Origin of the sequence: Paracoccus sp. S3-43 (assembly GCF_029027965.1) — a bacterium.
GTDB lineage: Bacteria > Pseudomonadota > Alphaproteobacteria > Rhodobacterales > Rhodobacteraceae > Paracoccus.
Window position 1 is genome coordinate 2,046,342 of the sequence record NZ_CP119082.1, and the last position, 14,856, is coordinate 2,061,197.

Annotated in this window: 14 protein-coding genes, 2 tRNA genes and 2 pseudogenes; 11 read left to right on the top strand and 7 right to left on the bottom strand. The window is 67.3% G+C overall.

The window, feature by feature from the left end:
• Positions 1-109: 109 nt before the first annotated feature.
• The 7 genes from PXD02_RS10705 (at position 110) to PXD02_RS10735 (ending at position 3,638) form a co-directional block, all read left to right on the top strand.
• On the top strand, positions 110-274 hold the full coding sequence (locus tag PXD02_RS10705) for a hypothetical protein (protein ID WP_275103869.1): 165 nt from the start codon (positions 110-112) through the stop codon (positions 272-274).
• A complete protein-coding gene (locus PXD02_RS10710) occupies positions 274-1,455 on the top strand; it encodes a vWA domain-containing protein (RefSeq protein ID WP_275103870.1) in 1,182 nt (393 codons plus the stop codon). Before PXD02_RS10705 ends, PXD02_RS10710 begins: the two co-directional genes overlap by 1 nt.
• Complete coding sequence (locus PXD02_RS10715) at positions 1,452-1,814, top strand: DedA family protein (RefSeq protein ID WP_275103871.1); 363 nt, start codon at positions 1,452-1,454, stop codon at positions 1,812-1,814. Before PXD02_RS10710 ends, PXD02_RS10715 begins: the two co-directional genes overlap by 4 nt.
• A gap of 5 nt (positions 1,815-1,819) precedes the next feature.
• Positions 1,820-2,500, top strand: coding sequence for a M48 family metallopeptidase (locus tag PXD02_RS10720; RefSeq protein WP_275103872.1), 681 nt, complete (start codon positions 1,820-1,822; stop codon positions 2,498-2,500).
• A 243-nt stretch (positions 2,501-2,743) separates the two neighbouring features.
• Positions 2,744-3,220 carry a cytochrome P450 gene (locus tag PXD02_RS10725; RefSeq protein WP_275106404.1) on the top strand — a complete coding sequence of 159 codons (477 nt, stop codon included), beginning with the start codon at positions 2,744-2,746 and terminating at the stop codon, positions 3,218-3,220.
• A gap of 100 nt (positions 3,221-3,320) precedes the next feature.
• Positions 3,321-3,506, top strand: coding sequence for a cytochrome P450 (locus PXD02_RS10730; RefSeq protein WP_275103873.1), 186 nt, complete (start codon positions 3,321-3,323; stop codon positions 3,504-3,506).
• A 56-nt stretch (positions 3,507-3,562) separates the two neighbouring features.
• Positions 3,563-3,638 (top strand) — tRNA-Ala (locus PXD02_RS10735).
• Between the two features lie 511 nt (positions 3,639-4,149).
• Here PXD02_RS10735 and PXD02_RS16895 read toward each other — a convergent pair.
• Positions 4,150-4,464: pseudogene (locus PXD02_RS16895) on the bottom strand (recombinase zinc ribbon domain-containing protein); the annotation flags it as partial.
• Here PXD02_RS16895 and PXD02_RS10740 point away from each other — a divergent pair.
• A pseudogene (locus PXD02_RS10740) lies at positions 4,409-5,536 on the top strand (IS3 family transposase). The pseudogenes PXD02_RS16895 and PXD02_RS10740 sit on opposite strands and share 56 nt — an antisense overlap.
• Positions 5,537-5,672: 136 nt before the next feature.
• The gene (locus tag PXD02_RS10745) at positions 5,673-6,164 is read left to right on the top strand and encodes an IS630 family transposase (protein ID WP_473092016.1); all 492 of its coding nucleotides are present in this window, start codon (positions 5,673-5,675) and stop codon (positions 6,162-6,164) included.
• 34 nt (positions 6,165-6,198) lie between these two features.
• On the opposite strand, the gene PXD02_RS10750 is transcribed toward PXD02_RS10745, so the two are convergent.
• Positions 6,199-6,274: transfer RNA gene (locus PXD02_RS10750), tRNA-Val, on the bottom strand.
• A gap of 57 nt (positions 6,275-6,331) precedes the next feature.
• Positions 6,332-7,399 (bottom strand): patatin-like phospholipase family protein, encoded by a 1,068-nt coding sequence (locus PXD02_RS10755; protein WP_275103874.1) that lies wholly within the window; start codon positions 7,397-7,399, stop codon positions 6,332-6,334.
• Positions 7,400-7,500: 101 nt separating this feature from the next.
• Between PXD02_RS10755 and PXD02_RS10760 the strand changes: the two genes are divergently transcribed.
• Positions 7,501-7,923, top strand: coding sequence for a DUF2267 domain-containing protein (locus PXD02_RS10760; RefSeq protein WP_275103875.1), 423 nt, complete (start codon positions 7,501-7,503; stop codon positions 7,921-7,923).
• 10 nt (positions 7,924-7,933) lie between these two features.
• On the opposite strand, the gene prfB is transcribed toward PXD02_RS10760, so the two are convergent.
• Positions 7,934-9,061 (bottom strand): peptide chain release factor 2, encoded by a 1,128-nt coding sequence (gene prfB / locus PXD02_RS10765; protein ID WP_275103876.1) that lies wholly within the window; start codon positions 9,059-9,061, stop codon positions 7,934-7,936.
• Positions 9,062-9,254: 193 nt separating this feature from the next.
• Here prfB and PXD02_RS10770 point away from each other — a divergent pair, with 193 nt between their 5' ends.
• Entirely contained in the window at positions 9,255-9,785 is a 531-nt protein-coding gene (locus tag PXD02_RS10770; protein ID WP_275103877.1) for an MgtC/SapB family protein, read from the top strand.
• Here PXD02_RS10770 and PXD02_RS10775 read toward each other — a convergent pair.
• From PXD02_RS10775 to PXD02_RS10785, 3 genes are all read right to left on the bottom strand, one after another.
• The gene (locus tag PXD02_RS10775) at positions 9,779-12,328 is read right to left on the bottom strand and encodes a penicillin-binding protein 1A (protein ID WP_275103878.1); all 2,550 of its coding nucleotides are present in this window, start codon (positions 12,326-12,328) and stop codon (positions 9,779-9,781) included. The genes PXD02_RS10770 and PXD02_RS10775 overlap by 7 nt on opposite strands.
• 82 nt (positions 12,329-12,410) lie before the next feature.
• Complete coding sequence (locus tag PXD02_RS10780; protein ID WP_275103879.1) at positions 12,411-13,607, bottom strand: N-acetylmuramoyl-L-alanine amidase; 1,197 nt, start codon at positions 13,605-13,607, stop codon at positions 12,411-12,413.
• The gene (locus PXD02_RS10785; protein WP_275103880.1) at positions 13,604-14,740 is read right to left on the bottom strand and encodes a pyridoxal phosphate-dependent aminotransferase; all 1,137 of its coding nucleotides are present in this window, start codon (positions 14,738-14,740) and stop codon (positions 13,604-13,606) included. The genes PXD02_RS10780 and PXD02_RS10785 overlap by 4 nt, the downstream gene beginning before the upstream one ends.
• Positions 14,741-14,856 lie beyond the last annotated feature (116 nt).

The window sequence follows — 14,856 nt, forward strand, 5'->3', positions numbered from 1 at the left end:
AGCATTGCTGCGGCCCTGTCGTGACACATCCCCGCCTCTGCCCGGCCGGTTGCACCGCTTGGCGCCAGGGCCTATCAGGAAAGCTAAGCGCATGTCCCAAGGAGCCGTCATGATCGTCCTCGCCGCCGCCCTCATCGGCGCAATCCTCGGCTGGCGCCGCGCCGGGCAGTTGGGCGGCACCCGGCGGGACCGCGCCCAATACGCGGCTGGCTTCGCCATGGCCCTGGCGGTCCTGGGCCTGTTCGCCACCGTGATCCTGGATCGGACGATGTGATGTTCCTGCCGTTCCTGGACAGCCTGCGCCGCCAAGGGGTTCCGGTTTCGCTTCGGGAATGGCTGGACCTGATGGCCGGGATGCAGGCCGGTCTGGCCGACTGGTCCGTGGACGGCTTCTATCACCTGGCCCGGCTGTCGCTGGTCAAGGACGAACGCCATCTCGACCGCTTCGACCGCGCCTTTGCCCAGGCGTTCAGCGGCCTGGAAACCATCCCGGTCCAGGCGCTTGTGACCGAACAGGCGATCCCCCGCGAATGGCTGGAGAAGCTGGCCGAAAAGCTTCTGACGGATGCCGAGAAGGCCGAAATCCAGGGCAGCGGCGGTTTCGAGGCGCTGATGGAAAAGCTGCGCGAACGCCTGGCCGAACAGCAGGGCCGCCATCAGGGCGGCAGCAAGTGGATCGGCACGGCGGGCACCTCGCCCTTCGGGGCCTACGGCTATAATCCCGAAGGCGTGCGCATCGGCCAGCACGAATCCCGCCACCGCCGCGCGGTCAAGGTCTGGGACAAGCGCGAGTTCCGCGACTTCGACGACGGCGTGGATCTGGGCACCCGCAACATCAAGGTGGCGCTGAAACGGCTGCGGCAATGGGCGCGGCATGGCGCGGCCGAGGAACTGGACCTGCCCGCGACGATCCGCGCCACGGCGGACCACGGCTATATCGACGTGCAGACCCGGCCCGACAGGCGCAACGCGGTCAAGGTGCTGCTGTTTCTGGACGTGGGCGGGTCGATGGACGACCATATCCGCGTCGTGGACGAGCTGTTCTCGGCCGCGCGCGCGGAATTCAAGCATATGGAGCATTTCTATTTCCACAACTGCCTCTACGAAGGCCTGTGGACCGACAACCGCCGCCGCTGGACGGAACAGACGCCGACCTGGGACGTGCTGCACCGCTTTGGCCGCGACTATAAATGCATCTTCGTGGGCGACGCCTCGATGTCGCCCTATGAGATCGCGGTGCCGGGCGGTGCCAACGAACACTGGAACCCCGAGGCGGGCGAGGTCTGGCTGCGCCGTGCCGCTGAGACCTGGCCCGATCACGTCTGGCTGAACCCGGTCCCGCAGGCGCAGTGGGGCTATACGCAATCCATCGCCATGATCGGCCGGATTTTCGAAAACCGCATGATGCCGCTGACGCTGGACGGGCTGACCCAGGCCATGCGGATCCTGGGATGACGCAGGCCCTGGCCGCCCTGCTGCCGCATTGGGGGCCGCTGGTGCTGGCGGTCTCGGCCTTCCTGTCCTGCATGATGGTGCCGCTGCCGACCTCGGCGCTGCTGCTGACGGCGGGGGCCTTGTCGGGGACCGGGCATCTGTGGCTGCCGGAACTTGTGGCGGGCCGGTTCGCGGCGGCCAGCCTTGCGGGCGAATGCCTGTGGGCGGTTCTTCACCTGACGCTGGGACATCTGATGGCGCGCGGCTTACGCCACAGCGAGGGCGCGGCGCTGAAGGCCGTCGCCGTGGGGCTGGTTCTGGCGGCAGTGCTTTTGGCGCTGCGCACGCTCTGGCGGCGGCGGGACGGCGGGACCATATAGGGGCCATGAAATACGCGCCGATCATCCTGCTGATCCTCTATCTGGCCGCGATGTGGTTCTTTTCCCTGTGGCGCCTGCGGCAGGAGTTGAACCAGAAATCGACGCCGCTGAACCATCCGCGCCTGACGCCGATGCTGGAACGGCTGGGCCGGGCGATGGACCTGCCCCCGGTCCGCGCCCATGTCTACGAGGTTCCGCCGGTCAACGGCCTTGCCGCCCCGGACGGGCGGATCTTCCTGACGCGCGGCTTCATCGACAAGCTGGACGCGGGCGAGGTCACGCCCGAGGAACTGGCCAGCGTGATCGCCCATGAACTGGGCCATGTCGCCCACGGCCATGCCCGGCGGCGGATGATCGATTTCGCGGGCCAGAACGCCATCCGGATGGCGCTTGCCGGGGTGCTGGGCCGGATCGTCCCCGGACTGGGGGCCTGGATCGCGGGCATCGTCGCCACCGCCGTCGCCGCCCGCCTGTCGCGCGAGGACGAATTCGAGGCCGACCGCTTCGCCAGCGCGCTGATGATCCGCGCGGGCCTGGGGATCGAACCGCAGGTCTCGCTGTTCCAGAAGCTGGACCGTCTGACCGGCAAGCGCGGCACCGCGCCCGCCTGGCTGCTGTCCCATCCTCCGACCGCGCGGCGCATCGCCGCGATCCAGGCGCAGGCCGCCCGCTGGCGTCAGGGCTGATCGGGCTTGCGGCGGGGGGCGCTTGTGTTCTGCTGCGCCACGCAGCACGGGATCCGATGATGACGCGACCCTTCCGCCGCCGGGTTCTGGATCTGCCGATCGCGGTGCCGGCGGTGCAGGCCCTGGCGGCGGGCGCGGCCTGGGTCGTCTTGGCCTTTACCACGGCGCGGGACCATCGACCCCGCTTTCGAGGGCGCCCGTCTGCACCAGACCCTGCCCAGGATCTTCGCCGCAGCCGACGCCCTGGTCGCGCGCCTGCGCCCCGGCGAACAGGACATCGAACCCGAGGCCAGCTTTGCGGCCGCCGACGTAGTCTTCCGCGCGCTCTTCTCGATGCCCATCGAACATGCCACCGCCGCAAGGGTCTTTGCCGCCCTTCCCGCCCATCAGGACGCGCAGCCGGTGGTGAATCTGGCCGCGCTGCTGCCTTGGCCCCACCGGCTGCCGCATCCGCATTCGCGCCGCACCCGGCGCTCGGCATCGGAAATCCGCGGCCTGATCGCCGGGCTGGTGGCCGACCGGATGGCCGCGATCCGCGACGACACCGCGCCCGACCCGCAGACCGGCCGCCGCTTCTCGGAGCCTCAGATGGTGGACCAGGTGGCGATCTTCTTCCTGGCGGGGCACGAGACAAGCCCGTCCGCCCTGGCCTGGGCGCTGAGGCTGCTGGCCGCCCATCCGGCCGGCAGGAGACCGTCCCCTCGAAAGCCGCCTCCCTGACCCCCGACATGGCGGACGTGAACGCCCTGCGCGGCCGCCCCGCACCCCAAGGCGCGCAACTGATCCTGTCGCCCTGGCACCTGCACCGCCACCGGCGGCTATGGTCCGCTCCCGACGCCTTCGACCCCCCGCCGCTGGTCCCGCCCCGAAAACCCGCGCCAGCGCCCGCGATGCCTTCATCCCCTTTTCGGCGGGCGAACGCGCCTGCCCCGGCGCCGGCCTTGCGATGATCGAGGGCGTGGTGATGCTGGCCCGCATCGCCGCCGCCTCCGCCTGTCCCGCGTAATCCCTGCGATTCCCCGGCTTGACATTCGCCGCTGCCGGGACAAAAAGGGCGCCAGTGGGGCCGTAGCTCAGTTGGTAGAGCGCGTCGTTCGCAATGACGAGGCCAGGGGTTCGATTCCCCTCGGCTCCACCAATCCGCACTTTTGTTGCAAAAAGTCCGCTAATACCTTGAATGGAAAGGTAATTTCAGCGGTTCGATAGCCTTCACACCGGTTGTCTCGCAGGGGCTGCGCGAAGGCCAGTTTCAGCACTGTGCGCTTGAGCGCGAATGTGCCTTTTTCGTAGAGTTGCCAAGGGATTGACAGGAAAGTCAGGGCCGGTTCGCTAAGCTCCTCTAACCTATCCTCTGGCGGCGCGGCATTTACCGCCTGATCGGCCAGCACCAGCTTCCGGCGTTCCAGCTTTTCGATCCGCTGTTCATAGGCGGCTGCGACAGTGGGACTGGCCCCGTCAATGATCCGGTCAAGCAAGCCCTCGATTTGCTTTTCGATGTCCTTGATCTGGTCGGACAAAACGGCGCGCGCCCGCTGCGCTTCGGCCTGCCGCGCATTCCAGATGTCGGTGAACATGGCGCGGGCCAGCGCGAAGAACTGCCTTGCGGGCTGCATGGAGCGCAGGATGGCTTCCGCCCCGTCCTCGATATCGGCACGGGGGATGGAGCGGCGATGCGACGCGCAATTGGGCGTGTCGCAGAGATAATAGGCGTAATGCTTGTTCCGGCCCTTCGACCAGCAGGAGGTCATGGGCTGGTCGCAATCATCGCAGAGGACGTAACCGCGCAGCGGGAAGTCCTCGTTGATGTCCTTGCGGGCCAGAGCCACCGCAGAGCCGCGCAGACGCGCCTGTATGCGCTCATGCGTGGCGAGGTCGATCAGCGGCTCATGGAAGCCCTTGCGCAAGGATATGGCAGTGACACACAGCGACGAGTTCAAGCGCGATGCGGCTCGAATTGCACTCACCAGTGGTCTGACACGGCGTCAGATCGCGTCTGATCTTGGGATCGGGCTTTCGACGCTCGGCAAATGGATTCGGGCGAATTCCGATGAGGCAAAGGTGCCGGACCGGGATGCGGATCTTCTTCGTGAGAACGAACGGCTGCGGAAAGAGAACCGCATACTGCGCGAGGAGAGGGAAGTATTAAAAAAGGCGGCTCAGTTCTTCGCGGCTCAAAAGCCGTGAAGTTTCAGTTCATTGCCGGCTATCGCGGCAGCCTTTCGCGCAGCCATCTGTGTCGCATGATGGGCGTGACGGATCGCGGGTTGCGCGCGTGGCAGCGTAGGCCCCCGTCCATCCGTCAGCGGCGCGATAGGGTGATCCTGGCATATCCGCGAACAGCATCGGCTGAGCCTGGGCAGCTACGGCAGGCCGCGTATGACCGAGGAGCTGAACGAGCTGGGCCTGCGGGTCGGACAGCGCCGGGTAGGCCGTCTGATGCGCCAGAATGGCATTCGCATCATCCGCAGCCGGAAGTTCAAGCGCACCACCGACAGCGATCACGCCTTCAACATCGCGCCGAACCTCTTGCAACAGGACTTTTCGGCGAGTGCCCCGAACCAGAAGTGGGCGGGCGACATCACCTACATCTGGACGCGTGAGGGCTGGGTTTATCTGGCCGTCATCATCGACCTGTTCTCGAGGCGCGTGATCGGCTGGGCCATCAGCAACCGGATGAAGCAGGATCTGGCGATCAGGGCGCTGAACATGGCCGTTGCCCTGCGCCGCCCGCCACCCGGCTGTATTCACCACACGGATCGCGGGTCGCAATACTGCGCCCATGACTACCAGAAGCTTCTGCGCAAAAACGGGTTCAAAGTATCAATGAGCGGCAAGGGCAATTGCTATGATAATTCGGCCGTCGAGAGCTTCTTCAAGTCCCTGAAGGCCGAACTGGTCTGGAGACGCGAATGGCACACCCGACGCGATGTCGAGATCGCCCTCTTCGAATACATCAATGGCTTCTACAACCCGCGCCGCAAACACTCAGCCCTCGCCTGGAAATCACCCGTGGCCTTCGAGCAGAGGGCCGCTTAACATGAGCACCTGACCGGAACAGAAGCGATGCAGGTCCAGATCGCAGGACGGCGGCGGAGACCTGCGGCATGGAACGGCAGACCCTGCGCGATTGGGTGCAAGCCATCGGAGGTGTGGTTTCAGGATGAGGCCAGGGGTGGGCCAGCAAGGGACGCTCACCCCGACCTGGGCGGCGCGTGGATCCCGCCCCCGGGCGCCGCGCGACACTCGCTGCAAACGGGCCTATATCTTCGGCGCCGTCTGCCCGGCGCGCGCCACAACCGCGGCACTGGTCATGCCGCGTGCCGACACCTCGGCCATGAAGGCCCACCTGACTGAAATCGCAAAAACCCTTGCGCCGGGCGCCCACGCCGTGCTCGTGATCGACGGCGCCGGCTGGCACGGCTCCAGTGCTCTGCGCATCCCCGACAACATCACCATCGTGACACTCCCGCCCTATGCGCCAGAACTGAACCCGGTCGAGAACATCTGGGCCTATCTGCGGGCAAACCGCCTCGCCATCTCCATCTTCGACACTTACGACAACATCGTTGACCGATGCTGCGACGCCGCGAACGCCTTTGCAAACGACCCCGAGCGCGTCCGATCAATTGGTACGCGTGAATACGCAAAAGCGGTCAATGCTTAGGGCCGTTGGTATGAGACATTGATTTCATATAAAATGGTGGGCGGTGAGGGACTCGAACCCCCGACATCTTCGGTGTAAACGAAGCGCTCTACCAACTGAGCTAACCGCCCGCCGGGCCGGGTTCTAGCGCCTGGCGCAGGGCTTGGCCAGCGGGAACTTGGGTGCGGTCAGCCGATGATCCCGGAACCGGCGAACAGCGCGGGCAGATCCACGGTGTCGTGGCGGTTCAGCGCGTCGGCATGATTGTTCAGGAAACTGTCCGCCGCCACCTGCCCCGCCAGCTTCATCCGCGCCAACAGGCCCGGCGCCGGCATCAGCTTGGAGCGGGCGGTCAGGTCGGTCATCAGCTCGTCGTCCAGGATCATGTGGATCAGCGGGTTCTTCATCGACCGGTTCTGCAAGCGCTCCTCGGCGAACAGGCGCTTGACGAAGTTGATCGCCCGCAGGTCGGCCATCAGGGACGCGTTGAAGCTGACCTCGTTCACGCGGTCGGCGATCTGGGCGGGCGTGCGGGGGACGCCGTCGCGCAGCAGCGGATTGATGTTCACGATCACGATGTCGCGGGGCAGGCGCGGGTCATACAGCGGGAACATCGCCGGATTGCCGGTGAAGCCGCCGTCCCAGAACGCTTCAAGGTGGCCGGTATCGGGGTCGCAGATCTCGACCGCGCGGAACAGGTTCGGCAGGCAGGCCGAGGCCAGGACGGCATCGGGCGTCGCCGCCGCGCGGGTAAAGACCCGGAGCCGGCCGGTGCGCACATTGGTGGCGGCGACGAACAGCTGCGGGCCACGGTCGTTGCTGAAATCGGGATAGGGCAGATCCCGCAGCACCGCCCCCAGCGGATTGACATAGAAGGGACCGTAGTCATAGGGGCTGAAGATCCGGGTCAGGTTGTCCAGCCAGGCCGCGGGCGAAAACAGTTCGGCCGCCCGCTCGGTCCCCTGGGGCACGGGAAAGACCGAATACATCCACCGCACCAGACGGTTGTCGCTGCGCTGCCCGACCTGCGCCCACAGGTGATCCAGGTTTTCCCGCGCCGCGATGCGCCCGGCCCGGCCCGCGCTGCGCGACAGCCCGCCCTTCAGCGCCGCGCCGTTCAGCGCCCCGGCCGAGGCGCCGCTGATCGCGTCGATGGTCAGCCAGTCCTCGTCCAGCAGCCGGTCCAGGACGCCCCAGGAAAACGCCCCATGCGCGCCGCCGCCCTGCAAGGCCAGGTTGATGCGCTTTTGGTCCATCGCGTTCCCGCCCCCGTCCATGTTGCGCGTGCAGCATAGGGGGCTTTTCGCCAGCCGCAAGTTGTTGACAACGCCCCCCTTGGCGTCGCAGGAACGAAGCCATGCCAATGCCTTATACTTATCGTCACGCGTCCGAGGAATGGCGCGCCTGGTTGTCCGGCCTGCGCGCGGTTACGATGGTCCCGTCGGACAATACGCTTTATACGGCGACCGAGGCCGTGCTGAAATCGTTCCGCGCGCGGCTGACGCCGCAACAGGCCCTGGCCTTCGCCGACCTGCTGCCCACGGTGCTGCGGGCGATCTTCGTGTCGGGCTGGGATACTGACGCGCCGCTGCAAGACTGGCCGGACCGCGAGACGTTGCGGCAGGAAATGCTGGCGTGGCGGCGCCATCATAATGTCAGCCCGCCCGACCTGCTGGAACATCTGCTGGCGGCGGTTCCCGCGACGATGCGCAGGCCGGATCTGGACCGTGTGCTGAACGGGATCGGCCCGCAGGCCAGGGCATTCTGGGGAACGGACTGATCCGGCGGGATCAGTCCTCAGCGTTGGCCTCGGCACGGCTTTTTCCGGCCACGTCGAGCGCCAGGGTCGCGGCCATGAAGGCGTCCAGATCGCCATCCAGAACGCCCTGGGTGTCGCTGGTCTCCTCGCCGGTGCGCAGATCCTTCACCATCTGGTAGGGATGCAGGACATAGCTGCGGATCTGGTTGCCCCAGCCCGCGTCGCCCTTGGCGGCGTGCTGGGCGTTGATCTCGGCGTTCCGGCGGTCCAGTTCCATCTGATACAGGCGCGATTTCAGCGCGGCCATCGCGTTGGCGCGGTTCTGGTGCTGGGATTTTTCCGAGGACGTGACGACGATCCCGGTCGGCAGGTGGGTGATCCGCACGGCTGAATCGGTGGTGTTGACGTGCTGCCCGCCGGCGCCGGAGGACCGATAGGTGTCGATGCGGATGTCGCGGTCGGGGATGTCGATCTCGATATTGTCGTCGACGACCGGATAGACCCAGACGCTGCTGAAGGACGTATGCCGCCGTGCCGCGCTGTCATAGGGGCTGATGCGCACCAGCCGGTGCACGCCCGATTCCGATTTCAGCCAGCCATAGGCATTGTGCCCGCTGACCTTGTAGGCGGCGCTGCGGATGCCCGCCTCGTCGCCCGCGGTTTCGGACAGCAGTTCGACCTCATAGCCCTTCTTCTCGGCCCAGCGGACATACATGCGCGCCAGCATCGACGCCCAGTCGCAGCTTTCCGTGCCGCCCGCGCCGGCGTTGATTTCCAGGAAGGTGTCGTTCGCGTCTGCCTCGCCGTTCAGCAGCGCTTCCAGTTCCTTTTGCGCGGCAAGTTCCGCAAGGGATTTCAGGTTCGCCTCGGCCTCGGCCACCAGGTCGGCATCGCCCTCTTCCTCGGCCAGTTCGATCATCTCGGCATTGGCGGACAGGTCGGTGTCGATGCGGCGATAGGTTTCCAGGGCGTCCGACAGCGCCTGGCGCTCGCGCATCAGCTTCTGCGCGCGGGCGGGGTCGGACCACAGGTCGCCCGCCTCGATCATGGCGTTCATCTCCTCCAGCCGGTGCGGCGCGGTCTGCCAGTCCATCCGCTGTCCCAGCAGGGTCAGCGACTTGCGGATGGATTCGATGGTGGACTGCGTCTCGGCGCGCATGGGCGGTTCCTCGGGTTCGGGCAGGCGGGTTCGGGCAGGCGGGTTCGGGCAGGCGGGTTCAGACGGGCGGGCGTCAGGTCCGGGGTGATACCGCGCGCGGGGCCGTGGGGCAAGGGTCGGGGACCGGTCCTGCAACCGCCTGGACGCGGCGCACGTTATACCGAACCGTCATAAATCCGTTACGGACCGCCAAATGCCCCAGATCCAGGATCTGTTCCAGCCGCTGCAATCCATGCCTCTGCCCGCCGTCGCCCTGCGGCTGACCCTCGCGGTCGTCCTGGGTGGGCTGATCGGATGGGAGCGCGAGGTCAGTGCCCGCGCGGCGGGGCTGCGCACCCATATGCTGATTTCGCTGGCCGCCGCCATGTTCACCGTTGTCGCCATGGAACTGACGCATTTCCCCGCCGATGAGCAGGAGGTGCTGCGGATCGACCCCCTGCGCCTGATCGAGGCGGTGACGGCGGGCGTGGCCTTCCTCGCGGCCGGGTCGATCATCTTCAGCGGCGGCAGCGTGCGCGGCGTCACCACCGGCGCGTCGATGTGGCTGGCGGGGGCCGTGGGCCTTGCCTCGGGGACGGGGGACGGGCTGCTGGCGGTGATGGGAACCGCCCTGGCCGTGGTGATCCTGTGGATCGTGCGGATCATCGCCACCCCGGTTCACCACCGGCAGTCCGGGGACCGGCCGGATCCGGGCGCGCGCCGAGACCCGGAACGCCGTCAGTAAAGCCCGCCCGAGGACATGGTGCCGAAATCGGTCTGCCGGGGGATAACCCTGCGTTCCCCCGTCGAGGTGGTGATGGCGGTTCCCGACCCGGACCCGGCCCCCGCCTGCCAGGGCAGGACCACTTCGCCGTCGCCGAAGCCCGACACGATCAGCGGCGATCCCCAGTCCGGGTCGGTGCCGTCGCGGAAATATTCGGCAACCACGTTCGGGCCAGAGGCGTCGTCCGACAGCCGCTGGCCGGTGGCGCGGTCGATCTTGACCCAATAGCCGCCGGGCGGAACCGTGAATTCCGTGCCGCCGAATTCGGCCACCGCCTGGCGCATGAAGGCGTTGAACACCGGCACGCACAACGTCCCGCCATAGGCGTTGCTGCCCAGCGTGCGCGGCTGGTCATAGCCCAGGTAACAGCCCGCCACGATGTTCGAGGAATAGCCGATGAACCACACGTCCTTGGCGTCGTTCGTGGTGCCCGTCTTGCCCGCGATCGGCACCGGCAGGTCCACCCCGCTGCCCGATCCCCGTTCCACCGCGCCTTCCAGCATCGAGGTCAGCTGATAGGCCGTCACCGCGTCCATCACCCGCTCGCGGTTGGTGTCGATCACCGGACCCTGCCCGGCCGGCAGCGCCTGCTGGCCGCAGGTCTCGCAGACCCGCTGGTCGTGGCGATAGATGGTGCGCCCGCGCCGGTCCTGCACGCGGTCGACCAGGGTCGGTTCCACCCGTTCGCCGCCATTGGCGAACATGGCGTAAGCCGCGACCATCTTGAACAGCGTGGTTTCCTGCGCGCCGAGCGCATTGGCCAGGAACGGCTTCAGGTCGTCATAGACGCCGAAGCGTTCGGCATATTCGGCCACCCGCTCCATGCCGATGTCCTGGGCGATGCGGATCGTCATCAGGTTGCGCGACATCTCGATGCCCGTGCGCAGGGGCGTCGGGCCGTAATGCCTGCCGCTGGAGTTCTTGGGCTCCCACAGGCCGAAGGGGGTGTTGATGCGGATCGGCTCGTCCACGACGATGGTGGCGGGGGTATAGTTGTTGTCCAGCGCGGCGGCATAGACGAAGGGCTTGAAGGACGACCCCGGCTGGCGCTGCGCCTGCGTCGCCCGGTTGAAGACCGAGGACTGATAGCTGAAGCCGCCCTGCATCGACAGCACCCGGCCGGTATTCACGTCCATCGCCATGAAGCCGCCCTGGATTTCCGGGACTTGCCGCAGGGTCCAGCGGATGAAGCCGCCATCGCTGTCCTGCGTCATCGCCCGGACCAGCACCACGTCGCCCACGGCGACCAGATCGCCCGCCACCCTGGCGCGCGGGCCAAGCCTGCCGTCGGGGCCGCGCTTCCTCGCCCATTGCACATCGGCCGCCGGGATCCAGTGGCCGTCGGCGTCCTCCTCGATCCCCTCGATGCCGATGCGGGCGTCGGTCTCGCCCAGCTCCAGCACCACGGCGGGATGCCAGCCGGGAATGTCGCGGGGAACCTGCACCTGCCACAGCGCGCCGCGCCAGGCGGCCTCGTCGGTCAACTGCTCGGCGGGGATCGTCTCGCGGGTGCCGCGCCAGACGCCGGTGCCGCGATCGTAATCCTCCAACGCCTGGCGCAGCGCGTCGGCGGCCGCCGATTGCAGATCGGGATCGACCGTGGCGCGGATGGTCAGCCCGCCGCCGAAGAATTCCTCGTTCCCGAACTGCGCCGACAGCTGGCGGCGGATTTCGTCGGTGAAATAATCGCGCGGCGGCAATTGCTGGCGAAAGGCCGGATAATCGCCGTTCTGCACCGATTTCAGCGGCAGCTTCGCCTCGGACTGATAGGTCGCCTCGTCGATATAGCCGTTCTGCCACATTTCCCGCAGGACATAGTTGCGCCGTTCCGTCACCCGGTCCTTGGCGGTGACGGGGTGATAGCGGCCCGGCGCCTGGGGCATCGCGGCCAGCATCGCGGCCTCGTGCGGGGCCAGTTCGGTCAGCGACTTGTTGAAATAGGTCTGGGCGGCGGCGGCGACGCCAAAGCTGTTCTGGCCCAGGAAAATCTCGTTCAGATACAGTTCCAGGATCTGATCCTTGTCCAGCGTCCGTTCCAGCCGGGATGCCAGGATCAGTTCCTTGACCTTGCGTTCGACGCTGCGGTCCGAGGACAGCAGGAAGTTCTTCATCACCTGCTGCGTGATCGTGGAGGCGCCGCGCACCGACGACCCGCGCGAGGCGACCGCCTGCCAGGCCGCGCCGACGATGCCGCGCAGGTCATAGCCGGGATGGCTGTAGAAATTCTTGTCCTCGGCGCTGATGAAGGCGTGCTTCACCAGATCGGGGATCTCCTCGATGGGGACGAACAGGCGGCGTTCCTCGGCGAATTCGTCGATCAGGCGGCCTTCGCCGGAATAGATCCGGCTGATGGTTTTCGGCGTGTATTGGGCCAGGGTCTCGTGGCTGGGCAGGTCGCGCGAATAGATCCAGAAGATCGCGCCCAGGGTCAGGGCGATGAAAAAACTGGCGGTGACGAACCACGAGAAGATGGCACCGAAAAAGGACAGGATGCTGCGCAGCAAGGAAAGGGCCTTTCAGGGACTCGGCCCCGTCTATAGCGGCGCGGCCCGTCCCGGTCAAAACAACACTGGGGGATCGCAACCCTTATCGGCGCAGCATCGCCGCGCGCGCGGCCTCGTCGCGCGCCCAGCCGACCACGGCCTCGGACACGGCCTCGACCATGCGTTCGCGCCATTGCGGGTTCAGCAGGTTCGCCCGGTCGGCGTGGTCCGAGATGAAGCCCAGTTCCAGCAGGACGGACGGAATGTCGGGCGATTTCAGCACCGCATAGGGCGCGCGCTGCACCGGCCGTTCATGCATCCCGATCCCCATCAGCGACATGCGCGACGTCAGCCAGCGGGCGAAGCTTTCCGACCGGGGCTGGGTGTCGGTGCGCGCGAAATCCATCAGCACCCCGGCCAGGGCGTCGTCATGGCCGGCCAGGTCCGTCCCCGCCAGCAGGTCGTCGCGGTCGTGGCGCAGCGTCAGCTGGTCCGCCGCGCGGGCATCGGAGGCCGGGTTCCAGACATAGATCGTGGCCCCCGCCGCCTGCCCTTCCGGCAAGGCGTCGGCGTGCAGCGAGACGAACAGGTCGGCCCGCGCCTGCCGCGCCATGGTCATGCGCCGTTCCAGGGTCACGAAGCTGTCGTCGGTGCGCGTCATTTCCACGGTGATGCCGCGCGCCTGCAAGGCCGCGCGCAGTTCCAGCGAAAAGACCAGGACCAGATTCGCCTCGCTTTCGCCCTCGGCCAGGGCGCCGGGATCGAAGCCGCCATGACCCGGATCCAGAACGACCGTGAAGGACTCGTCCGGGGGCGGCTCCGGCACGTCCGCCGGTTCGGGCAGGTCGCGCAGGGCGGCCGTGGCCGATGGCCGGGGCGCGAAGTCCTGGGCCGCGACCGGAGCCAGGGCCACGGTGATCTGCGACAGCGCCGCGCCCGCCCGCTGGCCCGCGCTGTCGATACGGTAAGGGCCGGGCAGTTCGACGACCACGCGCGCCCAGTCCCGCTGGTATGGCCCCCACCGGATCGCGGGGGACAGGTCGGCGCCGAACAGATCCTGCGGCCGGGCCAGCCTCAGATCGGCGCCCTTCAGGTCGACGATCAGGCGCGGCGGGCCGTCCACCAGATAGGTGCGATAGGGGACCGCCTTCGTCAGCGACAGCCGCAGTTCCAGCGGCTTCGGCCCGCCCCAGCCGCGCCCCGTCGTCACAAGCGCCGATCCGCCCAGATCCAGCCGCGCCGGTTCATCCGCCCAGGCGGGCAGCGACAGCAGCGCCAGGATCAGAGCCAGCCACCTCATCGGGCGGCCATGAATCCTTGCAGGCGGCGCAACGCCTCGGCGATGTCGGCGGTGGCGCGGGCATAGGAAAAGCGCAGCGTCCGCGCGCCCCGGTCGGGATCGAAATCCAGCCCCGGCGTGACCGCGACGCCCGCCTTGTCCAGGATCTGGGCCGCGAAGGCCAGCGAATCCTCGGTCAGATCCGACACGTCGGCATAGATATAGAACGCCCCCTCGGGCGGCGCGATGCGGTGAAAGCCCGCCTTGGGCAACCCCTCCAGCATCAGGCGGCGGTTCTCGGCATAGACGGCAAGGTTCGCGTCGGCCTCGGCCGCGCAGTCCAGGGCCGCAAGCGCCGCGACCTGGCTGGCATGGGGCGGACAGATGAACAGGTTCTGCGCCAGCCGTTCCACGGTGCGGATGTGATCGGGCGGCACGACCATCCAGCCGACCCGCCAGCCGGTCATCGAGAAATACTTGCTGAACGAGTTGATGACGAACACCTCGTCCGTCACCTCCAGCGCGGAATGGCAGCGGTCTCCATAGGACAGGCCGTGATAGATCTCGTCCGAGATCAGCGCCATGCCCCGCGCCCGCGCCGCATCGGACAGCGCCCGCAATTCGTCGCTGCGCAGCACCGTGCCCGACGGATTGCCCGGCGAGGCGAGGATCAGCCCCGCGCAGCCGTCCGGCAGATCGTCAGGGCGCGGCTGATAGCGATCCTCGGGCCGGGTCGGGATGCCCACCGGCTCCAGCGACATGGCCCGCAGGATCTGGCGATAGCTGGGATAGCCGGGGTAACCCATGGCCACCCGGTCGCCCGCGTCGAACAGGGCCGAGAAGGCCAGGATGAAGGCCCCGCTGCTGCCGGGCGTCACCACCACGCGGGCCGGGTCCAGATCGACGCCATACCAGCGGCGATACAGATCCGCGATCCCCTGCCGCAGCGCGGGCAGGCCCAGGGCGACGGTATAGCCCAGCGGCTGTTCCAGCGCGGCGGCCAGCGCGCGCCGCGCGCCTTCGGGGGCCGGGGTCGAGGGCTGGCCGACCTCCATATGGATGATGTGGCGGCCCGCGGCCTCGGCGCGGGCGGCGGCTTCCATCACGTCCATGACGATGAACGGGTCGACCTGACCGCGAACGGATTTCCTCATGGCACTGCTGATCCTTGGCTTTTTGTCTTTTCCCTGTCTTACGCGCGCCGGGACTGCGCGAAAAGCCCCCCGGCGCCTTCCGGTCACGCAGCTTTGTCGGACGCTTCCTTGCCAAC